This window comes from Actinophytocola xanthii, from assembly GCF_001921205.1.
GTDB classification, from domain to species: domain Bacteria; phylum Actinomycetota; class Actinomycetes; order Mycobacteriales; family Pseudonocardiaceae; genus Actinophytocola; species Actinophytocola xanthii.
On sequence record NZ_MSIE01000025.1, the window covers coordinates 78466 to 98169 of the forward strand.

The following is a 19704-nucleotide window of genomic DNA, read 5'->3' on the forward strand; positions in this document are numbered from 1 at the left end:
TCCGTTGGGGTGTCACCGAAAAGTGGTGACCCCCTGAAAGCGCCCTCCGGACGGTGGATACTCTGTCACCCCATTGTGGTTGTTGATCGTCGCCAGCGGTCCGCAGCCCGGGGTTCACACCATCTTCCAGCCGGAGGCATTAATGGCACACAACTCGACCTCGCGCCGCCGGTTCGGCGCCTTGGGGGCGTTCGCCGTGAGCGGGATGGCTGCGGCCGCCCTCGTCGGCATGGCCGGTACGGCCAGCGCACACACGCCGAAGATCGACGCTGGCTGCGCCGAGGACGGTTCGTGGCTGAAGGTTGAGCTGACGCAGTACAACGACAAGCAGGCCAACGGGATCGCCGTGGCCGTCGACGGCGAGGTCGTTCTCGAGGAGGAGTTCGGCAAGGACTTCTCCCAGACCTGGGACGAGCTCGACCCGACCGTCGAGCACGAGGTCGCGGTCGTCGTCCAGGCCTGGGACGACCCGGACGCCTCGAAGGGCTTCTCCTTCGAGGACACCCTGACGATCGAGGCGTGCGTGGAGCCGGAGCCGGAGCCGACCCTCCCGCCGTCCTCGGAGCCGACCCAGCCGAGCGAGTCCCCGTCCGCGCAGCCGGCTCCGACCCCCTCGGTCTCCGACACCCCCGCTCCGCCCACGACCTCGGTCGAGGTGGAGGAGGCCGCGCTGGCCGAGACCGGTGCGAGCATCGCGATCCCGCTGGGGATCGGCGCCGTCCTGCTGGCCGGCGGTGTCGTGCTGATGATCGTGGTCCGTCGCCGCGGCCGCGCCTGAGTAACGACACGACGTAGCAACGACTGAGGGCGGGCCCGAACGGGCCCGCCCTCAGTCGTGTCCGGACCGTGACCGAGCCGGGTGGGAACCGGACGGCTCGCGTCAGCCTCGAACCCCGCATGAGTCGACTTCTTCCGCTCGTCGTCGCGTTCCTGCTCGCGGGCTGCGCGCAGGCCGGCGGTGGCACGATGACCGCCACGCACGAAGGCGGGATGCCGGACGACTTCACCACCACGATCGTCTACCGCAACGGTTCGGTGGCCCCGCCCCACCACTTCGAGTGGCGGTTGCGGGTCGACCGGACCCAGGCGGAGCTGTCCTGGCGGCCCGGGTACGACGAGGCCGAGCCGCCGTGGGTGGAGAGCGTGGCGGTGACCGAGGAGCAGCGGGCCGACCTCTACGAGCGGCTGCGCACGGCGGCCGTGCTCGGTGGGGCGCGCTCGGTGGACGAGGGCCTGAGCGGTGGGCCGACGGGGTCGGTGGAGGCGACGGTCGGCGGGCGGACCACCCGCTCCGGCGAGCTCGGCCTGAGCGAGAACAGCCAGCGGGCCCTGGACCAGGTCCAGGCCGCCGCTGAGGAGGTCGTCCCCGCGGACGTCTGGAACCGCATGACCGACCGGCAGCGGACCTGGGGCGGCTGAGCGGCGTCCACGCTTGCCCTGACGTGCGCGTCAATGTCTACGCTCGGCCGCATGCGAATCGGCGAGCTGGCCAGGCGCACCGGCACCACCACGCGGGCGCTGCGGTTCTACGAGGCACAGGGGCTGCTGAGCGCGCGGCGCTCGGCCAACGGGTACCGCGAGTACGGCGAGGACGACGTGCGGCTCGTGGTCGAGATCCAGGCACTGCAGGCCGTCGGGATGACCCTCGAGGACACCCGGCCGTTCGTGGCGTGCCTGCGGGCGGGGCACGACAGCGGCGACTCCTGCGGTGACTCGATCGAGGTCTACCGGCGCAAGCTGGCCGAGGTCGACGCCTGTCTGGCCCGGCTCGGCACGGTCCGGGCCGAGCTCGCCGAGAAGCTCACCGAGGCGCTGACCCGCCGGGACGGCTTCCTCGATCCCTGCGTCGTCCCCACCACCTGAAGGAGACCGCCATGCTCGACGCCGTCACCGACGAGACCTTCGCCCGCGACGTGCTCACCCACGACCGGCCGGTGCTGGTCGAGTTCTGGGCCGACTGGTGCGGGCCGTGCCGGATGGTCACCCCCGTACTCGAGCAGATCGCCGCCGAACGCGCGGGCGAGCTGACGATCCGCTCGATCAACGCCGACGAGAACCCGGCGACCGCGCGGGACCACACCGTGCTGTCGCTGCCGACCATGATCCTGTTCCGCGACGGCCGACCGGTCCGCACGTTCGTCGGCGCCAAGCCCAAGGCGCGGCTGCTCGCCGACCTCGACGAGGCACTCGCTCAGCGCCCGTTCTCCTGTTCGTAGTACCGCTGCAGCAGGCTCAGACAGCGGCGCCGGGTCGGCCCGATGCTGCCGACCGGGATGCCGAGCTCCTCGGCCACCGCCCGGTACTCGGCGCGTCCGGCGAGGACGGTCAACCGCAGCAGCTCCTGGCAGCGCGGGGTCAACCGGTTGAACGCGAGCCACAGCGCCCGGTCACGGTCGCCGCGCAGCACCTGGTCCTCGGGCGAGGGGTCGGGTGCGGCCAGCTCCCCGGTCGCCGGGCCGCCGAGCTCGACGGTCCTCGTGCGCTGGGACTGGCGGGCGAGGTGGTTGGCCTCCCGGCGCGTCGTGGTGATCAACCACGCGGCGAGCGCGCTCGGGTCGCTGAGCCGGTGGATGTGGCGGACGAACGCGAGCCAGACCGTCTGCGCCACGTCCTCGGCCTCGACCCGGCCCAGCCCGTTGCTCCGCGCGACGTGCCAGACCAGCGGGCTCAGATCGCCGATCAGTGCGGCGAACGCCCCGCGGTCCCCGTCGCGGGCGGCCAGCAGGCACGCGGCGTGCCGTTCCCGGCCTTCCAGGTTTGCCCAGCGGGTGCCCACGCGCACCCGCAGGACCACCTCGCGCAGTCCCGACTCGACGTCGAACTCGGGCACGCTGTCCTCGGCGACGGCGAGGTGGACCAGGTGGCGGATGTCCTCGTCGATCATTCCCGGGCTCCGTCCACCAGGGGTTTCATCAGCACCCGCATTCGCTCGACGTGGGCTCGAATCACCGTCCGCGGGATTGCGAGAATGTCGGCGATCTCCCCGTCGCCGCATTCGAGCAGAAAGAACAGGACGGCGACCGCGCGGCGCTCGACCGGCTGGCGGTCGATCAGCTCGCGAACCGAGTCCGGCAGCTTCCTGCCGGGGACGTCCTCGTGTTCGCCACCCTCCTCCGATCGGCCGGTCGCGGCGCGGCCCCCGCGCCGCTCGGCGTCGGCCACGCGGCGGACCGCCACCGCGGCGACGTGCCTGCCCTCGTCCCCACCGCGCGCCGCCATTGCCTGCCTGGAACGGGACCCGCTCCCGCGCCACTGCCGGAGCAGGCGCGCGTAGGCGTCCTGGGTGGCGTCCCTGGCGAGGTCGGGGTCACCGCGGGCCATCCGCAACGCGGCCTGGTACGTACGCTCCACGGTGGCTCGGTAGAAGTTCTCGAAATCGGCCTGACTCCGGTCGATGTCGTCGCTCTGCGGCGTCACGGTCGTCATACCTCGTCGCTCGGTCGGGGATGTCGCCGTCAATACTCTGCTGGTGTCTCGGGCTTGATGCTATTTCCGTGACCAAATTCCCACTAATGCCCCGCGCAGGTGACACCGATGGGTGACCGGGAGAAGAATCAGCGGGTTGCTCGCATGTCAGCCACCGCCCGGACCACGCGCTCGCGCCAGGTGGGCAGCGCTGCCGGCGCGGCGTCGGCCAGCTTCGCGAGCAGGTCGGTCACCACCTCGTCGGCGCCCGCGTCGTCCTCGACCACCGTCAGCAGCGAGGCGAGGCCGACGTGGGCTCGTGCCCAGTCGTCGACGTACTGCCGCCGCCCGTCGGCCACCAGCCGGCCGTAGGCCTCGACCGCGGCGAGGAACCCGTGCCGGGCGGCCCCGTTGCGCCGCACCGGCATCGCCGACATGCCCAGCTGGACGCCGGCCAGTCCGCACAGCGCGAACGCCCGTTCCCCGGGATGGGTCCTGGCCACCCATCCCGCACTGCCCAGCACCTCCTCCACCAGCCGCGACGCCGCCAGGGCAAGTCCCGACCCGGACAGGGTGGTCGCCTCGGCCAGCACCTCGCGCTGGGCGTCGAACCACCCGTCGAGCTCGTCCGGCTCCATCGCGGTGAGCGAGCGGAGCAGCTCCAGCTGCGAGTCGAGCCCGCGTGCCACCACCGGGTCCGAGCCCAGCCTCGCCCTGGCCGCGGTGATCGCGACGACCGCACCGTCTACATCGGACAAACGGTGACGCAGGTAGCCGTAGGACGCGCGCAGCCGAGCGGCCGCCTCCACCAGGTCGTCCCGGCCCTGCCCGACCAGCCGGGTGTAGACCTCGAGCCCGGCTTGCGCGGCGTCCTGCGCGCCGTGGAAGTCACCCAGCTCGTAGCGGGCGTTGGTGAGCCGGCGGTAGGAGTCGGCCAGGTCGGCCTCGCCGCGCAGGCCGCGGTCGACCAGGGGTGCCAGCTCCTCGGTCGACTGGGCGAGCACCTGCGCCGACTCGTCGAGGTGCCCGGCGTCGCCGAGCGCGGCGCTCAGGCTCTCCAGCACCAGGACCCGGGTGAAACCCGGCTCCTCGTCGTCGGCGAGCAGGTACAGCGCGTGCCGGTACCGCCCGCACGCCCCCATGGGGTCGCCGGCCCGGCGCAGCAGCACCCCGTGCTGGCGGTGCGCCATCGCGGCAAGCGTCCGCCGCCGGGCCGAGGTGCCGATCTCCTGCTCCGGGACCAGCCGCAGCACCTCGTCGAACTGCTCGCGCGCTCCGTCCTCGTCGCCCGCCTCCATCAGCGCGGTCCCCAGCTTCTCCCGCGCCGCCGCCAGCTCCACCGTCCAGCCGCCCGGGCCGTCGAGGTCGGCGAGGCGCTGCCACAGCTCGACGGCCCGGGTGGCGATCTCGGCACCCGCCCGCGGGTCGGCCAGGGCCACCTCGCGGTCGTAGGCGGTGGCCAGCTTGTCGGTCAGCTCGTCGCGGCCGTCCCGGACGACGGCCTCGGTGAGCAGGTAGCGCGTCATGCGGTAGGCGTCCATCGCCGGCTCTCGCCGACCGAGGCTCTCCAGCGCCCTGGCGAGCAGGAACCAGCCGCGACCGAGGTCGGCGGCCAGCTCGTGCCGGCCGGCGTCGTTCACCAGCGGGGTGAGCAGGTCGACCACCCGCCGCGCGTGGTGGAGCTGGTCGGCCGGAGCCGCGGCGAGCGTCGCCCGCTCCAGCGCGACCTGCCCGGCGAGCGCGTCGTCGGCCGGGGTGAGGCCGTCCAGCACCCGCTCCGCCTGCTCCCGGGCACCCGCGGCGTGCAGCGCGCGGGCCTTCGCCGTTCCCGCCGCGAGCGCGCCGGCCCGGTCGCCGGCCCGCTCGTAGGCCGACCGGGCCCGGTCGTAGAGGTCGAGGTCGGCCAGCGTGCCGGCGCGCGCCAGCAGGGCGCCGGCGAGCACCTCCGGATGGTCCTCGAGCTGCTCGGCGACGGCGATCGCCCGGTCGGCACCGGTCGCCGGTCCCGCCTGGTCGGGTGCGGCGACCGCCAGCTCGGTGAGCACGGTCGCCAGCAGGACCCGGGAGTCCTCGTCGGTGCGCCCGTCGAGCAGGTCGACGCAGGCGCGCAGGTTCGCCGCCCCCGCCATCACCTCCCCGGCCCGCAGCGCCGCACGGCCGGTGTCGGCCCGCAGCCGCGCCCGCGCCAGGACCGGACCACCCGTCTCGTCGAGCACCCGCTGCGCCTCGGTGAACGCCCGCAGGTCCTCGCCGGCCTTGGCCCGGCGGGTGCTGCGCCAGGACGGCCAGAATACCGTCGCCGTGCGCGGGTCGAGCCCCGCTGTCGCGTAGGCGAAGGCCAGCCACGCCCTCGGGTCGCGCCAGGGACCGGACGGTGGGCCGTCCAGCACCGAGGGCCGGGTCGGCCGGGGATGTCCGGGCAGGGCCGTGGCGAGCGTGGCGGCGACCTCGCCCATCGACCTCGGCCGCTGTGCCGGGTCGAACCGCAGACACCTCCGGAGCAGGTCGACCACCCCCGGCGGTACGGGAACCCGCCAGCGCTCCCGGGCGGCGAGTTGCTCGAGCACCGCGTCGGCGAGCACCCCCGACGGCCAGGTCCGCTCGCCGGCGAACATCTCCAGCACGACGACCGCCCAGCTCCAGAGGTCGGCGGCCGGCCCGACCGGCTGGTCCTCGACCTGCTCCGGCGCCGCGTAGGCGCCCTCGGGCGCCTCGCGGATCGTGCCGTCGGCGTCCAGGTGGCGCAGGTGTTCGGGCGGCCGCGGGGTGGCGAAGTCGGTCAACTTGGCCGTGCCGTCCTCGGTCAGCACCACGTTGGCCGGCGCAACGTCGAGGTGCGGCAGACCCATGGCATGCGCCGCGTCCAGGCCCCAGGCGACCTCGGCGGCGAGCCGCAGCACCGTGCGCACCGGGTCGGCGCCGGCGTAGAGACGGCCGTCGGCGATGTGGTCGGCCAGCGAGCCGCCTGCGGCGTACTCCGCGAACACCAACAGCTCGGCGCCCGCCACCCGCACGAACCGGCAGGCGGCGAGGTGCGGGTGGGGTGGGAGGTCGATCCAGCGCCGGACGTCGGTGAGCACGCGGTGCTGGGCGACGAGGTCGGCGACCTCGACCCGCCGGACCGTGTGCCGCCCGCCGTCGCGGTCACGCACCAGGGCGACCCGCCAGGTCCCGCCCCCGGCGAGCTCGCGTTCCACGGTGAACTCGCCGAGCACGGTCGTCCCCGGCCGCCACCTCCCGCCCGCCGTGGTGCTCATGCGCTTCTCGGCACACCCGGCGGTGTGGTGGCGACGGCCCGGATCCGGCCGGCATGACCGCGCACCGTTGCCGACATACCACCAACTGTAGGTCCGTCACCCGCTTCGGTGTGATTGTCGGCCGCCAGAATCTTGCTTTCCGCTACGCTTCGGCTACGGAGAGCAGAGGTATGCCGCGAGATCGCACCGACATCCACCCAGTCCTGTCGACCACGACCATCGCGTTGTGGGCGGCCGGACTGCTGGTTCTGGCCGCGGTCGTGGTGACGCTGCTGTGGACGACGCTCGGCTCCGGCCACTCGCAGGACTCGGTCCGGCTCGACGTCATCCGCACCGGCGCGAGCATCGTCGTCGGCACCGGCGGCGCCGCCGCGCTGCTGCTGGCCGCCCGCCGCCAGCGGGTGACCGAGCTCGACGTCCGGCAGCGCGACTTCGACGCGACCGAGCGACGGGTGACCGAGCTGTACGGGAAGGCCGCCGACCAGCTGGGCGCCGAGCAGGCCCCGGTGCGGCTGGCCGGTCTGTTCGCCCTGGAACGGCTGGCCCAGCAGTACCCCGACCACCGCCAGACGATCGTCGACCTCATCTGCGCCTACCTGCGGATGCCGGCGCGGCCACTGCCCCGCCGGGGCAGCGAGGAGGCCGAGGTGCGCCAGGCGGCCCAGGACCTCCTGGCGCGGCACCTGCGCCCGGGGGAGCGGTTCTGGCCGGACACCGACATCAACCTCGCCGGCGCGACGCTGCACGGCCTGGTCCTCACCCACTGCGAGATCGGCTCGCTGCGGTGCGCCGGAGCGACGTTCGTGGGGTCGGCGACGTTCCGCGGCACCCGGGTGGTCCGAGGGGCGGACTTCCGGGAGGCGCGCTTCCTCGGTCTGGCCGACTTCCGCCGGGTCAGCTTCGGCGAGGAGCCGAAACCCTTCCGCGGCACCACCTTCGAGGGGGAGGTGGACTTCGGCACGACGACGGAGGTCTCGCTTGCCGGTGCCCGCACCCGGACCGGGCCCCAGCCCCGGCGGAAATGGCCGTCCGCGTGGACCGAGAGGTGTATTCCAGAACAGAGATCCTGGGCTACGCTGGAACCGAAGCGCGTGCACGACGCTCTCACCGAAGGTTGAGTCCCCGCGGCCAGTTCGGGAGGTGACCTCGATATGCGATTGGCTGGCTGCTACTCCCCGGGCCGGATTGCCGGTCCGGTATCGACGGTTGCCGCTCGGCTTGGGGGCCGCAGCGGCATCGTCGAACCGGCCGACAGTCCGAACCCGTGGTTCGTCCCGGGTACGGGACCGCGGTCGGTTGGGTGAGTGACGCGGACGGCTTGGTGGCAGTACGGCTCTCTGACCCTCCCCCGCGGTCCCGGTAACCGGTGACGACCGGCGGTGTGCCGGGATCAGGACGAACCGTGGCTGGAGTCCTCGGCGATGGTGCCGCCCAGCTTCGGCAGCAGACTTTCCATGTACTCCCTCGACTTCCCGGACAGCACCCACCGGTCGCCGACGAGGTAGACACCCCCGTACAGCAACGCGTACTCGAGCCAGCTCTGCTGGCCCTGCTCGGTGTCGAAGTCCAGGAAGACGAACGTCTCGCCCTCGTGCACGCAGGATGCCTGCCGGAAGTCGGCCGCCCGCCCCTGCAGCCGTGCCGTGCAGCCGACCGTCGCGGCCAGCTCCTGCCAGGTGTAGAACTTCGTGGGCAGGGCGCTCGCGCTGGTCGACGGCGTGGACCGGGCGTGGTGCCCGCCGCCGTCGTCCTGCTCGTGTGAGTCGTACTCGGCCGCCGCGCGCTTGTCCTCCTCGGTGAGCTCCCCGGCGCAGCCGGCCAGCAGCAGCGAGGCCGCGGCCAGGCACGCGACCAGCGAGCGGGCGGGTAGACGGGTCACACCAGCTGATACGGAGCCAGGGCCGGACGAGTTCAAACCGGTTGGTCGGCGAGGAACTCTCCCCGGGCGACGATGACCGCGCAACCCGCGACCTCGATCAGCTCCACGGCCTCGTCCGACCCGGTGACCTGCGCGTACATGGTGGACGGGCGGCCCATCTCCACGCCTTGGGCAATCTCGATCCGCTCGCCGTAGCCGGCCAGCCGGTGTCGCGCGAGGTGCAGCGCGAGCGGGCCGGCGGCCGAGCCGGTCGCCGGGTCCTCCGGTACCCCGTAGGCGGGGCCGAACATGCGGTTGCGCCAGCGGTGGCCGGCGCCGGCGAAGCAGTTGACGCCCACGTCATCGAGCTCGGCCAGCGCGTTCTGGTCGGGGCGCAGCGCCGAGAGCGCCGCGATGTCCGGCAGTCCCACGTAGGCATGCCGCGGCCCGTTCCGGTAGGCGTCGACGGGCACGGTGGAGTCGGTCAGGCCGAGCGCTGCGAGCAGCCGGTCGGTCTCGGCGTAGGGCTCCCAGGTGGGGATCGGCTGGCGCATGGTCGCCGTGTGGATCCGCCCACCGGTCCGCTCGAAGCGCACCGGTACCGGTCCCATCCCCGTCTCCAGCACCAGCTCGGTGGCGTCGGACTCCGCGGCGAGCACGATCGCGGTGCCGAGCGTCGGGTGCCCGGCGAACGGGAGCTCGTTCACCGTGGTGAAGATCCGCACCCGGACGTCCCCGCCGGCCTCGGGCGGCAGCACGAACGTGGTCTCCGAGAGGTTCATCTCGCGGGCGATCCGCTGCATCCACTCACCCGGGATGCCCTGTGCGTCCAGGAACACCGCCACTGGGTTCCCGGACAAGGGGGCATCGGCGAAGACGTCAGCGATCACGTACCGGGACATGGCCCTACCGTACCGGGGCGTCGCCTCAGCCGAGCGTGTCGACCAGCGCCGCGCACTCGGGGGTGAGGTCGAGCCCGCGCAGGTGCTCGATCAGCGCGCTGATCCGCAGCCCCTCGTTGAGCCGCGTGCCGAGCTCGCCCCGGCCGGGCGCGGGAACGCTGGCGTGGTGCAGCGCGACGACCTCCCACTGGTCGTTGAACACCGGGGAGCCGGAGGATCCGGGTTCGGTGTCGGTCTCGTAGTGCAGGAACTTGTCGAGCACGTCGACGACCCGGTTCTCCCGCAGCGCCACCATCTTCTTCTCGCCGCGCGGGTGCTGGATGATCGTCACGTAGTCGCCGACGATCGCCTTGCCCTCCTCGCGGACGAGCCGGTTGTACCCGAACTGGTCGAGCTCGCCCGGTTGTGCCCGCACGGCGACCAGGGCGAAGTCCAGCGCCTCGTCGGCGACGAAGAACCGGTCCGGGTCGAGCTCGAAGCCCTGCAACGGCTTGGGTCGCCCGTCCGTTCCGTCCTGGTAGTTGAACTCGACGAGGCTGTGCCCGGCGACGGCGGCGTCGGGCAGCACGTGGTGGTTGGTGAGCAGCAGCTCGGGGGATACCAGCGACCCGGTTCCGTAGCCCTGCAGGCGCCCACGCGCGTCCCGCACGTTGATCCGTGCGACGGCCTGTGCGGCGACCACGCCCCCCTCGAGGTAGCCGACCCCGAGCAGGTCGTTGTCCAGCACGATGGCCTCGAGGATGGCCTTGGCCGTGGCCATCGCCCCCGGCTCGCTGGCCGCGACGGCGTCGGTGCTGACCGGCGGCAGGTCCGGGTAGTGGCGCCCGAGGCGGTCGATGCGCACAGCCACCCGGCGCGGCTCGTCCGCCTCCGCGATGCCTCCCGGTACGCGGAGGATGCCGATCTTCGCGAGCCGGTCGTGGGTCCGGCTGGACACCCGGGCCACGACGGAGTCCTGTACACCCGAGGACGGAACAACTGGCATGGCCACGCTCACTCCCACAGTCACTGGGCCGACAATTGGTTAGTCGTTCGGCGGCCTCACCGCGTTATGGCCTCGGCCGGAGATGGCCCGACATCTCTGGCGCGCATCCGTCTAATGTGGACTCGCGAGTCGCGTCTCCCGCTCATGGCGCCCGCTGGTATGTCACGATTCGATCAAACTCTGTCCGCCGGGCAACCTAAAATATTTCTCGGCCGGCGGCAACGCGGGTGCGTGCGCCTTGCGTTAACTGAATATGTTGCTCTCCGAGGAGAGCCGCGAAACTCGATTGCGCACCGCGTTACCGCACTGGCTCGTGCTCATTCCTGTCGTGGCTCTGGCATGTCTTTTTCGGGTTCTCAACCTCAGCCCTGACCTGCCCTTCATGCACCATCCGGACGAGCCGACTAATCTGCGGACCATTGACGCGATGGTGGCGAACGGTGATCCGAACCCCCATTTCTTCAACTATCCGAGCCTGTTTCTCTACCTCAACGCCCTCGTGCACTTCGACGGCCCGCTCCTCGGCTGGATACCCGGACTGGCCGAGAGCGCACCGGTGACCGCGACGACCGGCGTGTCCTTCGCCCAGACCCCGGCGGCGATCACCGTGCACCGCCTGCTCACCGTCGTGTTCGGCCTGGCCGTGGTGGTCGTCGGCTGGGCGACCGCACGACGTCTCACCACCGCCGCCCTGCCGCCCGTGGTCACCGCGGCCCTGCTGGCGCTGTCGCCGACCCTGGTCGCGCACTCGACGCTGGTCACCCCGGACATGCTGGCCGTGCTGTTCGTCGGCCTCGGTGTGCTGTGCGCGGTCTGGGTCCACCAGAGCGGCTCCTGGTGGTCCTACCTCGTGGCGGGCGCCATGGTGGGTCTGGCGGCCAGCGCGAAGTACACGGCCGTGTTGGTGGCCGTACCGCTGGTGGTGGCCGCTGCCCTGGCCGGACGTCGTGCCGCGCTGCTGCGGCTGCCGGCTGCCGGAGGTGTGGCCCTCGCGGCGTTCCTGGCCACCACCCCGTTCGCGCTCCTGGACCGGGAGGAGTTCCTCGCCGACGTCGAGTTCGAGCGCCGGCACTACGCCACCGGGCACGACGGCATGGAAGGCGACACACTCGGGTTCTACGCGGACTGGCTGGTGGGCCGGGAGGGCGTGGTGGCCCTGGCCGCGGTGGCCGGCCTGGTCGCCGTCGCCCTGCTGATGCGCGAGAAGTGGCGCATCGCCGCGATCCTGTTGGCGTTTCCCGTGGTCTACAGCGCCTCGGTGAGCATGCAGGTGGTGCGCAACGACCGGACGATCATGCTGATCCTTCCGCCCCTGGCCGTACTCGCCGCGTTCCTGGTCGAGCGGGTGCGGTGGCCCGCCGCGGTCGCCGCGGCCGTCGCCCTGGCCGTGACGGCGCCGGCCGCGCTACCCCAGCGCGGTCCCACCACCTGGACCAGTGCGCGCGAGTGGCTGAACCAGCGCCCCGCCTCGACCGTGCTGATCGAGTCCTACAGCCCTTATGTCGACCCGGAGCGCCACGAGGTGCTTGACCGGGTACGCCTCATCGACGGACCGGTCCCACCCGGCACCGACTACGTGGTCGCGTCGGAAGGGATGTACGGCCGCTACCTCACCGGGGACCATCCCGAGGAGGAGCGGGCGTACCGGTCCTTGTTCGCCCGCTGGCCCGAGGTCGCCCGCTTCACCGGCAACGGCCCCACGATCGTCGTCCTGCGGGTGCCGTAACAAGGTCGGGAGAACGCTACGGTGTGGCGCGATGAACTCCCTGCGAAGAACAGCCCCAACCCGCCCACCCGCCGCGAGAACGGCGTTCGGCCCCATGGTGATCGCCGCGGTCGAGCAGTTTGAGCCCGCCCACCGCAGAATCGTGAGCGACCCCCTGACCGTCCGGCTCCTCTCACCGGCCCAGGCCCTGGCCATCCGTGCCCTGCGTTGGGGCCCCGTGCGCAACGGTTTTGTCGCCACGATGGACCGGCTGGCGCTCGGAATGTGGGGCCTGGTCCTCTGCCGCAAGCGGTACGCCCACGACCAGGTGGTGGCGGCGGCTCAGGCGGGTGTGGACCAACTGGTGGTGCTGGGCGCGGGAATGGACACGCTCGCCTACCGTTCGCACTGTTCCCGCGCGTTCGAGTTCGACCTTCCCGAGAACATCGCCACCAAGGAGGAGAAGCTCGGCGCGGCCCTGGGCACCGTCCCCGGCGACATCCCCCGAAGAGCACTGGACCTCGAGAACGACGACATCACCGCCATCCTGACCGCCACCGGCGTCCGGCTGGACCAGCCGGCGATGTTCGTCTGGGAGGCCGTTACCCCGTACCTCACCGAACGAGGCGTGCGCCGGACCCTGGCCGCCCTGTCCCACGCCGCCCCGGGCAGCCGGCTGGCCTTCTCCTACGTCCTGGCCGACTACCTCGACGGCAGCAACGACTACCACGCGCCGACGGTGCGCAAGGCCTTCGTCAGCAAGGGGATGTGGCACTTCGGCCTGACGCCGGAGCAGGTGGCACCCCTGCTCGCCGAGCACGCCTGGACCGAGCGGGAACAGGCGGGCGCGGCCGAGTACCGGTCCCGCTACCTGGCCCCCACCGGACGCACCCTCCCGGTCTCCGAGGTCGAGCGCTTCGTCCTGGCGACAAAGGACTGATCGCGAGGTAAACAGCTTCGCCCCGGGCGGAGTCTTAGTGGTGATGGGTGACTACGAGGACTTCGTCCGGGGACAGCTTCCTCGGTTGTTGCGCTACGCGACGATGCTCACCGGCGAGCGGGAGCAGGCCGCCGACCTGGTGCAGGACGTGTTGGTCAAGCTCTACGGGCGTTGGCGGCGGATCAGCGACCTGGACTATCGCGAGCGGTACGTGCTGCGGATGGTCACCAACGGGTACCTGTCCTGGCGGCGTAGCACGGCGGCGCGGTTGGTGGCCGTGGGTGAGGTTCCCGACGAGGTGCGAGGGGACGACTTCGCCTCCGAGCACGCGGCACGCGAGGACATGTGGCAGCGGCTGGCGGGCTTGCCTCGTCGTCAGCGGACGGTGCTGGTCCTGCGGTACTACGAGCAGTTCGACGACGCCGAGATCGCCGAGTTGCTCGGGTGCGCCCGGGCGACGGTACGCGCCCACGCCCACCGAGCGCTGACGACGTTGCGGAACGGCTTGGCCGTCGAGCGGATGGCCGAGGTCAGGGAGAGCTGATGGACATCGAGAAGCTGATCGCGGAAACCTTCCGGGCGCACGAGCACGAGGCACCCGACGGCGACGCCGTGCTCGCCGCCGCACGGGAGCGGGTCGACCGCCGGCGCTTCGTGCGGAGCCGCCCGTTGCTGGTGGCGGCCGCGGCGGCCGTGCTGACCGTTGTCGCGGTCGTCGTCGTCGGGGCGGACCGGTCGGTCCGGCAAGCCGACCAGACCGCGGCTCGGGGGAGCGAGGCCGCGGCTCCGCAGGTGGTGCAGGACCTGAAGATGCCCTTCTCCCTCGGGTGGTTGCCGCAGGGTTCGGCCGCCTACTCGCTGGAACGGATGGCCGCCGTGCCGGCGCCGGAGGACCCGAGCCTTCCGCTGTTCGGTGGTGAGTACCAGCTCACCGTCACCACCGGCGGGCAGAAGCTGTACGTCGGCGTCCAGGAGCTCAAGATGAGCCCACCGGAGGGCGCGGTGTTCAAGTCCGGCCCGGGTCGCGCCGTCACCGTCGCCGGGCGGCGCGGTGTCGAGAGCGCGAACCCCGGCGGCGAACACGGCTACGAGCTGTACCTGGCACACCCCGACCGTGGGTCCCTGTACGTGCACGTGTCCGGCAATGTCGCACCCGCACGGCTGGTCGAGGTCGGCCGCCGGATCGCCGAGAACGTCCGCTTCCCGGGCTCGGCGACCGTCACCCCCACGTTCGGGCTCCACGACCTGCCCCCCGACCGGCGGATCTGCGGCTTCGGCGTCCAGCCCCCCTCGGACCACGTGCCGAAGCCCATCACGGAGTACAACCTGGGCACCTGTACCGACGCGCGGGACATCGTCGTCCAAACCAGGTTCGAACAGCCGCTGGGCACCGCGGGCCGGCTCGTACTCGGCCGCGCGACGCGCGAGGTCAGCGTGGACGGCTACCACACGCTGTGGGTCCTCGACGCGGTCGACGACACCTCGATCGCCATCGCCGGCCACGTCCCCATGACCGAGCTGTACGACATCGCCGACCGCCTGGTCCTGCCCAGCTGACGGGACGGCCGGCGCCTACGGAAGGGTTTGTATGCGGAGACGTTCACGCCGTCTGGCACAGCTGGTCGCCGGTGCGATGGTGGCCGGGTTGGCCTTCGGGCCGACCCAGTCCGCGGCCGCGGCCCCGGCGGAGGGAGGACCTCGGTCGATGGGAGAGGCGGTGAGCACCGCGGTCACGTTGCTCACCGGCGACCGCGTGGTCGTTCGCGGCGACCACCTCTCCTTCGAACCGGCCAAGGGTCGGGAGAAGGTCGGGCACCGGACGGTGACCGCACGGGGGCACGACTACGTCATCCCGACCGACGCACGTCGTCTGGTCGCGAACGGCACCCTGGACCGCCGCCTGTTCGACATCACCACGCTCGTCGAGCTCGGCTATGACGACTCCCGACGCGCGACGATCCCGCTGATCATCACTCATCCGGAGGGAGCCGCCGCACCCCTCGTCGCGGTCGGGCCCGTGGTTCGTGAGCTGCCGAGCGTGAACGGGCAGGCCGTCGCGGCTGACAAGTCGACGGCGACATGGGACGCGTTGACCGACGGCAGAGCCGACCGGGTCGCCCCCGCCCGGGGCGTCAGCAAGATCTGGCTGGACGGCAGGCGCCGGTCCACCCTGGACGTCAGCGTTCCGCAGATCGGTGCTCCGAGCGCCTGGGCCGCCGGCCACACCGGTGCGGGTGTCACCGTCGCCGTGTTGGACACCGGTGTCGACCAGACCCATCCCGACCTCACCGGGCAGGAGGTGGCCGAGGCCAACTTCTCCGACGCGCCGGACACCGTGGACCGCACCGGCCACGGTACGCACGTCGCGTCGACGATCGCGGACACCGGCACGCGCTCGGGTGGCCGGTACCGGGGCGTCGCCTCCGACGCGTCGCTGGTCGACGGGAAGGTGCTCGACGACTTCGGCTACGGCTACGACTCGGGGATCATCGCCGGGATGCAGTGGGCCGTCGAGCAGGACGCGGACATCGTCAACCTGAGCCTCGGTGGCTTCGACACGCCGGAGATCGACCCCCTCGAGCAGGCGGTGAACACGCTCTCCGCCTAGCACGGCACGCTGTTCGTGGTCGCCGCCGGCAACGACGGGCCCTACCCGGGCAGCGTCGGCTCTCCTGGCAGCGCCGACGCGGCGCTCACCGTCGGCGCGGTCGACGACCGGAACCGGATCGCCGAGTTCTCCTCGCGCGGACCGCGTACCGGCGACGGCGGGATCAAGCCGGACGTGACGGCACCCGGTGTCGACATCGCCGCGGCCAAGGCGGCCAACGGGTTCGCGGGCAGCCCGGTGGAGGACGGCTATGTCGCGCTGTCGGGGACCTCGATGGCCACGCCCCATGTCGCCGGTGCCGCCGCGTTGCTGGCCAGTGCTCATCCGGACTGGACCGGCGCGCAGCTGAAGGCCGTGCTCACCGGGTCGGCGACGCCGACAGCGGGGGCGACGGCGTTCGACCAGGGCACCGGCCGGGTCGACGTCCCCGCCGCGTTGGGCAGCCGGGTCCTCGCCGAACCGGCGAACCTGGCCTTCGGCACCGCCTCGTGGCCGCACGGCGACGACGAGCCGATCACCAGGACGCTGACCTACCGCAACACCGGCGACACCGCGTCCACGGTGGCGCTCGCGGTCGACGCGCACGGTCCGGACGGCAGCCCGAGCGACCTGTTCTCCCTGTCCGCCACCGAGGTGGTGATCCCCGCCGGGGAGACCGCGACGGTGGAGGTGGTCGCGGACACCCGCCGTGGTGGCGTCGACGGCGTGCATGCCGGCGTGGTCGTCGCCAGGGCCGGCGAGTCGACGGTCCGCACCCCGGTCGTGGTCGAGCGCGAGGTGGAGAGCTACACCGTCACCTTCGACTACCTGGACCGGACCGGGCGCCGGCCGCGGACGTCGAGGTGTTCTACTTCGGTCTGGACAACCCGGTGCTCGGCATCGCCTTCGCCGAGGGGGGCAGGTTCACCTCCCGGCTGCCCAAGGGCACCTACCTGATGGACCACGCGATCGTGGGCGAGGACGGCGAGTCCCCGCAGTTCGACTGGCTGGTCCAACCGGGGCTGGTCGTCGACCAGGACGTGACGCTCACCATCGACGCGCGGACGGCCGAACCGGTGTCGGTGACACCTCCGGCGGCCGCCGAGAACCTCGGCGTCGGTCTCGGGTACGCGCTGAGCGGGCCGGACGGCCCCGTGCTCGGTGCCGGCGTCGGCCTCCCGGCCATCAGCGGGGCGCGGACGGCGCAGGTCGGTGCCCTCGCGGCGGGTTACACGATCGACGGCACGGTCGACACCGAGTGGCTCGGCGCGGCCGGCGAGTACTACCACCTGGCCTGGTATCCCCGCGAGTTCCCGGTCGGCTTCACCAAGGTCGTCACCCGGGCGGAGCTCGCGACGGTGCGCGTGGACGTCGGCAAGCGGGTGGATGCCGGTGGCCCGATCAGGTTCGCGTCCTACCCGGCTCCGACGACCAACGCGTCACCCAGCGCGGGAGCGAACGGAATCGACATCACCGCGCCGACCGTGCGGACCCTGTACCTGACCACCGCGGACACGGTGTGGAGCTACGGGATGTGGCTGTCCGAGCCGGACGGTTCGGACAACAGCAGGTACAGCTCGCCGGCCGACAAGTCCTACACAGCCGGGCGCACCTACCGAGAGCCGTTCAACCACGCGGTGTTCGGTCCCGCGTTGCCGGCCGAGCCGAACCCGTACTCGCTCGGCCGGTTGCAGGACCAGATGGCCCTGCACGTCCACCTGTACAGCGACCACGCGGGGAACCTCGGCGACAACCGGCCCCAGTCCGAGTGGACGAGGCTGTACGCCGGGGACCAGCTGATCGACGAGTCGCCGTTCGGTGGGATCGCGATGTTCTCCGGTCTCCCGGCCGAGCCGGTGGACTACCGGATCACCACGGAGTCGGTTCGCAAGCCGGCCTTCACGCTGAGCTCGTCCGTCAGTGCCGAGTGGACGTTCCGCTCGTCCTTTGTGGAAGGGCCGGAGCCCGAGAGCCTGCCGGTCAACGTACTCCGCTTCCAGCCGAAGCTCGACCAGGACAACGCGGCTCCGGCCGGTACCAGGTTCCACGTGCCGATCCTCATGCAGAGCCACACCGGCGGCACCGTGGTCCCCCGTACGCTCACGGTCGAGGCGTCCTACGACGAAGGCAAGAGCTGGCGCACGGTTCCGGTTCTCGGCAAGCGGACCGCCGTGCTCACCCATCCCGCCGACGCGAAGACGGTGTCGTTCCGGGCGTCCGCGTCGGACGCCGAGGGCAACACGGTCAAGCAGACCATCGTCCGCGCCTACCATCTGCGCTGAGCAGGGCCCCGGCGGGCCGGGGCCAGGAACCTCTCCTGGCCCCGGCCCGCCGGGTCAGCTCCGCGGGTTGCCGTACACGCGGGCGGGGGTTATGAGCACCGCGGCCCGCCGCTCCTGCGCCATGACCCGGTCGTAGGTGTCCCAGTCATCGTGGGACCCGCCGGCGGCGGTGAAGACGGCGCGCAGCAGCTGCCGCAGCGCGCCGCCGTCGACATCGGGATGAGGGTCGTCGGGACCGACGACCTCGGCGTTCCCCTCGACGGCCACCCAGTGCCAACCCGCCCGGACGACGATCGTCGCCCGGGGGTCGGCACGCAGGTGGGCCAGCTTGCGAGACCCACCGATGGCGACGAGCCCCACGACCTGGTTCTGCCGCAACGGATGCGCCAACACCCCGGCATTGACCACGGACGACTGGATGCCGCCGGCCGAGCGGAGCGTGTTGAACACGCACAACCCGTTGTCGAGGGACACCAGTTCGGCAAACGCGTCGAGATCGGTCACCGCCCCAACCTACCGTTGTTCTCGCGTGAATCTCGGCATCGGCGTATGCGTGAACCCGGATCACCGCTTACGGATGGAGAACGTCACCGGCGAGCCCGACGCACAACACGCCGCCATGGCGGCCAACATGGCGGGCGACGGTCGTCCGGGTCTACCAGGCCGGTTGAGGGCTCTGCTACGTTCGCGGAGCTGGGGGGCCTCGTCAGTGGGCCGGCCGCGAAGCTCACCGAGGAGGGACCGCTGCATGGCTGTCGCCGATGATCTCGACCGCGCCAGCGACTCGAAGTGGGACTGGGTCGCCGAGCACACTCGTACCTACCTGGCCTCGGGTGGTACGGAGGGGCACGAGTCGAACGGGGTGTACACCCTCGTGCTCGCGACTACCGGACGCAGGTCCGGTGAGCCCCGTCGAACCTGTCTGATCTACGGCACCTCCGGTGAGGACTTCGTGGTCGTGGCCTCCAAGGGAGGGTCGGACGAGGATCCGGAGTGGTTCAAGAACCTCCTGGCGGAGCCGAGCGTCGGGGTGCAGGTCGGCACTCGTCGGTTCACCGCCCGCGCCCGCGTCGTGTCTCCGGCCGAGCGTGAGCCGCTGTGGGCGCAGATGGCACGCATCTTCCCGCTCTACGAGGAGTACGCGCAGAAGACTGACCGGGTGATCCCGATCGTCCTGCTCACCCCCGAGGACTGACCCCGAGCCACCCGCTGACCGTTCTGGTGGTGGGCACGCTCGTCGCGCCCACCACCAGAACTCGACGCGGCACGGATGTCGGGAACGGCGCGCCGGCTCCGTCCCCGTGACGTGAGCGGCCACGAAGGCCGCGACTCGGGAGGAGAACCATGACGGTCCAGCGGATGGACAACATCGGCATCGTCGTCGACGACCTCGCGGCCGCCGTCGCGTTCTTCCTCGAGCTCGGCCTCGAGCTCGAGGGCCAGGCGGCGGTCGGGGGCCCGTCGGTCGACCGCCTCGTCGGACTCGACGGCGTCCGGGCCGACCTGGCCGTGGTGCGGACCCCGGACGGCCACGGGCGGCTGGAGCTGATGAGGTTCCACTCGCCGGTGGCCGTCCCCGCCGAGCCGAACGCGCCGGTCAACACCCTTGGCATTCGTCGCATCATGTTCGCCGTCGAGGACATCGAGGACGTCCTCGCCCGGCTGCGCGCCCACGGGGCGGAGCCCATGGGTGAGCTGGAGCAGTACGAGGACAGCTATCGGCTCTGCTACGTCCGCGGGCCCGAGGGCATCATCGTCGCGCTGGCCGAGAGGCTCGGCTGAG

Annotated in this window: 19 protein-coding genes and 1 pseudogene; 13 read left to right on the forward strand and 7 right to left on the reverse strand. The window is 71.9% G+C overall.

The window, feature by feature from the left end; translation table 11 throughout:
• The first annotated feature begins 142 nt into the window (after positions 1 to 142).
• The 4 genes from BU204_RS15045 to trxA all read left to right on the forward strand — a co-directional run bounded on the left by BU204_RS15045 (position 143) and on the right by trxA (position 2216).
• Complete coding sequence (locus tag BU204_RS15045) at positions 143 to 778, forward strand: hypothetical protein (protein ID WP_075126287.1); 636 nt, start codon at positions 143 to 145, stop codon at positions 776 to 778.
• A gap of 119 nt (positions 779 to 897) precedes the next feature.
• On the forward strand, positions 898 to 1419 hold the full coding sequence (locus BU204_RS15050; RefSeq protein WP_075126288.1) for a hypothetical protein: 522 nt from the start codon (positions 898 to 900) through the stop codon (positions 1417 to 1419).
• A 51-nt stretch (positions 1420 to 1470) separates the two neighbouring features.
• On the forward strand, positions 1471 to 1863 hold the full coding sequence (locus tag BU204_RS15055) for a MerR family transcriptional regulator (protein ID WP_075126289.1): 393 nt from the start codon (positions 1471 to 1473) through the stop codon (positions 1861 to 1863).
• Positions 1864 to 1874: 11 nt separating this feature from the next.
• Positions 1875 to 2216: a thioredoxin gene (trxA, locus tag BU204_RS15060; RefSeq protein WP_075126290.1), complete on the forward strand. Its 342-nt coding sequence runs from the start codon at positions 1875 to 1877 to the stop codon at positions 2214 to 2216.
• Here the strand turns inward: trxA and BU204_RS15065 are convergent.
• From BU204_RS15065 to BU204_RS15075, 3 genes are all read right to left on the reverse strand, one after another.
• Positions 2192 to 2884 (reverse strand): RNA polymerase sigma factor, encoded by a 693-nt coding sequence (locus tag BU204_RS15065; protein ID WP_083661328.1) that lies wholly within the window; start codon positions 2882 to 2884, stop codon positions 2192 to 2194. The genes trxA and BU204_RS15065 overlap by 25 nt on opposite strands.
• On the reverse strand, positions 2881 to 3426 hold the full coding sequence (locus BU204_RS15070) for an RNA polymerase sigma factor (protein WP_075126291.1): 546 nt from the start codon (positions 3424 to 3426) through the stop codon (positions 2881 to 2883). The genes BU204_RS15065 and BU204_RS15070 overlap by 4 nt, the downstream gene beginning before the upstream one ends.
• A gap of 128 nt (positions 3427 to 3554) precedes the next feature.
• Positions 3555 to 6662 (reverse strand): protein kinase, encoded by a 3108-nt coding sequence (locus BU204_RS15075; protein ID WP_075126292.1) that lies wholly within the window; start codon positions 6660 to 6662, stop codon positions 3555 to 3557.
• A gap of 170 nt (positions 6663 to 6832) precedes the next feature.
• Here BU204_RS15075 and BU204_RS15080 point away from each other — a divergent pair, with 170 nt between their 5' ends.
• Positions 6833 to 7780: a pentapeptide repeat-containing protein gene (locus tag BU204_RS15080; RefSeq protein WP_075126293.1), complete on the forward strand. Its 948-nt coding sequence runs from the start codon at positions 6833 to 6835 to the stop codon at positions 7778 to 7780.
• 272 nt (positions 7781 to 8052) lie between these two features.
• On the opposite strand, the gene BU204_RS15085 is transcribed toward BU204_RS15080, so the two are convergent.
• Genes BU204_RS15085 through BU204_RS15095 form a run of 3 tightly spaced genes read right to left on the reverse strand, consistent with a single transcriptional unit; the run spans position 8053 to position 10407 of the window.
• Positions 8053 to 8541 (reverse strand): hypothetical protein, encoded by a 489-nt coding sequence (locus BU204_RS15085; protein WP_075126294.1) that lies wholly within the window; start codon positions 8539 to 8541, stop codon positions 8053 to 8055.
• Between the two features lie 32 nt (positions 8542 to 8573).
• A complete protein-coding gene (locus tag BU204_RS15090; RefSeq protein WP_075126295.1) occupies positions 8574 to 9422 on the reverse strand; it encodes a PhzF family phenazine biosynthesis protein in 849 nt (282 codons plus the stop codon).
• Positions 9423 to 9447: 25 nt separating this feature from the next.
• Positions 9448 to 10407: a trypsin-like serine peptidase gene (locus BU204_RS15095; RefSeq protein WP_083661338.1), complete on the reverse strand. Its 960-nt coding sequence runs from the start codon at positions 10405 to 10407 to the stop codon at positions 9448 to 9450.
• A gap of 427 nt (positions 10408 to 10834) precedes the next feature.
• Between BU204_RS15095 and BU204_RS15100 the strand changes: the two genes are divergently transcribed.
• The 6 genes and pseudogenes from BU204_RS15100 to BU204_RS38310 all read left to right on the forward strand — a co-directional run bounded on the left by BU204_RS15100 (position 10835) and on the right by BU204_RS38310 (position 17921).
• On the forward strand, positions 10835 to 12133 hold the full coding sequence (locus BU204_RS15100) for an ArnT family glycosyltransferase (RefSeq protein ID WP_075126297.1): 1299 nt from the start codon (positions 10835 to 10837) through the stop codon (positions 12131 to 12133).
• Positions 12134 to 12164: 31 nt separating this feature from the next.
• Positions 12165 to 13052, forward strand: a complete 888-nt coding sequence (locus BU204_RS15105) for a class I SAM-dependent methyltransferase (RefSeq protein ID WP_075126298.1) — start codon at positions 12165 to 12167, stop codon at positions 13050 to 13052.
• A 43-nt stretch (positions 13053 to 13095) separates the two neighbouring features.
• Positions 13096 to 13596 carry a SigE family RNA polymerase sigma factor gene (locus BU204_RS15110; protein ID WP_075126299.1) on the forward strand — a complete coding sequence of 167 codons (501 nt, stop codon included), beginning with the start codon at positions 13096 to 13098 and terminating at the stop codon, positions 13594 to 13596.
• Complete coding sequence (locus tag BU204_RS15115) at positions 13596 to 14609, forward strand: hypothetical protein (RefSeq protein ID WP_075126300.1); 1014 nt, start codon at positions 13596 to 13598, stop codon at positions 14607 to 14609. The genes BU204_RS15110 and BU204_RS15115 overlap by 1 nt, the downstream gene beginning before the upstream one ends.
• 148 nt (positions 14610 to 14757) lie before the next feature.
• Positions 14758 to 16596 (forward strand): annotated as a pseudogene (locus tag BU204_RS41275) (S8 family serine peptidase).
• Positions 16503 to 17921, forward strand: a complete 1419-nt coding sequence (locus BU204_RS38310) for a hypothetical protein (RefSeq protein ID WP_083661332.1) — start codon at positions 16503 to 16505, stop codon at positions 17919 to 17921. Before BU204_RS41275 ends, BU204_RS38310 begins: the two are co-directional and overlap by 94 nt.
• Before the next feature lie 54 nt (positions 17922 to 17975).
• On the opposite strand, the gene BU204_RS15125 is transcribed toward BU204_RS38310, so the two are convergent.
• A complete protein-coding gene (locus BU204_RS15125) occupies positions 17976 to 18425 on the reverse strand; it encodes a TIGR03618 family F420-dependent PPOX class oxidoreductase (protein WP_075126301.1) in 450 nt (149 codons plus the stop codon).
• A 244-nt stretch (positions 18426 to 18669) separates the two neighbouring features.
• On the opposite strand from BU204_RS15125, the gene BU204_RS15130 reads away from it, so the two are divergent.
• The gene (locus BU204_RS15130) at positions 18670 to 19116 is read left to right on the forward strand and encodes a nitroreductase family deazaflavin-dependent oxidoreductase (protein WP_075126302.1); all 447 of its coding nucleotides are present in this window, start codon (positions 18670 to 18672) and stop codon (positions 19114 to 19116) included.
• A 149-nt stretch (positions 19117 to 19265) separates the two neighbouring features.
• Positions 19266 to 19703, forward strand: a complete 438-nt coding sequence (locus tag BU204_RS15135) for a VOC family protein (protein ID WP_075126303.1) — start codon at positions 19266 to 19268, stop codon at positions 19701 to 19703.
• The last annotated feature ends 1 nt before the right edge of the window (position 19704 follow it).

Coding starts and splice junctions, on each gene's coding strand:
- BU204_RS15045 (WP_075126287.1), top strand. CDS start 143: ATGGCACACAACTCGACCTCGCGCCGCCGGTTCGGCGCCTTGGGGGCG.
- BU204_RS15050 (WP_075126288.1), top strand. CDS start 898: ATGAGTCGACTTCTTCCGCTCGTCGTCGCGTTCCTGCTCGCGGGCTGC.
- BU204_RS15055 (WP_075126289.1), top strand. CDS start 1,471: ATGCGAATCGGCGAGCTGGCCAGGCGCACCGGCACCACCACGCGGGCG.
- trxA (WP_075126290.1), top strand. CDS start 1,875: ATGCTCGACGCCGTCACCGACGAGACCTTCGCCCGCGACGTGCTCACC.
- BU204_RS15065 (WP_083661328.1), bottom strand. CDS start 2,884: ATGATCGACGAGGACATCCGCCACCTGGTCCACCTCGCCGTCGCCGAG.
- BU204_RS15070 (WP_075126291.1), bottom strand. CDS start 3,426: ATGACGACCGTGACGCCGCAGAGCGACGACATCGACCGGAGTCAGGCC.
- BU204_RS15075 (WP_075126292.1), bottom strand. CDS start 6,662: ATGAGCACCACGGCGGGCGGGAGGTGGCGGCCGGGGACGACCGTGCTC.
- BU204_RS15080 (WP_075126293.1), top strand. CDS start 6,833: ATGCCGCGAGATCGCACCGACATCCACCCAGTCCTGTCGACCACGACC.
- BU204_RS15090 (WP_075126295.1), bottom strand. CDS start 9,422: ATGTCCCGGTACGTGATCGCTGACGTCTTCGCCGATGCCCCCTTGTCC.
- BU204_RS15095 (WP_083661338.1), bottom strand. CDS start 10,407: ATGCCAGTTGTTCCGTCCTCGGGTGTACAGGACTCCGTCGTGGCCCGG.
- BU204_RS15100 (WP_075126297.1), top strand. CDS start 10,835: ATGGTGGCGAACGGTGATCCGAACCCCCATTTCTTCAACTATCCGAGC.
- BU204_RS15105 (WP_075126298.1), top strand. CDS start 12,165: ATGAACTCCCTGCGAAGAACAGCCCCAACCCGCCCACCCGCCGCGAGA.
- BU204_RS15110 (WP_075126299.1), top strand. CDS start 13,096: ATGGGTGACTACGAGGACTTCGTCCGGGGACAGCTTCCTCGGTTGTTG.
- BU204_RS15115 (WP_075126300.1), top strand. CDS start 13,596: ATGGACATCGAGAAGCTGATCGCGGAAACCTTCCGGGCGCACGAGCAC.
- BU204_RS15130 (WP_075126302.1), top strand. CDS start 18,670: ATGGCTGTCGCCGATGATCTCGACCGCGCCAGCGACTCGAAGTGGGAC.
- BU204_RS15135 (WP_075126303.1), top strand. CDS start 19,266: ATGACGGTCCAGCGGATGGACAACATCGGCATCGTCGTCGACGACCTC.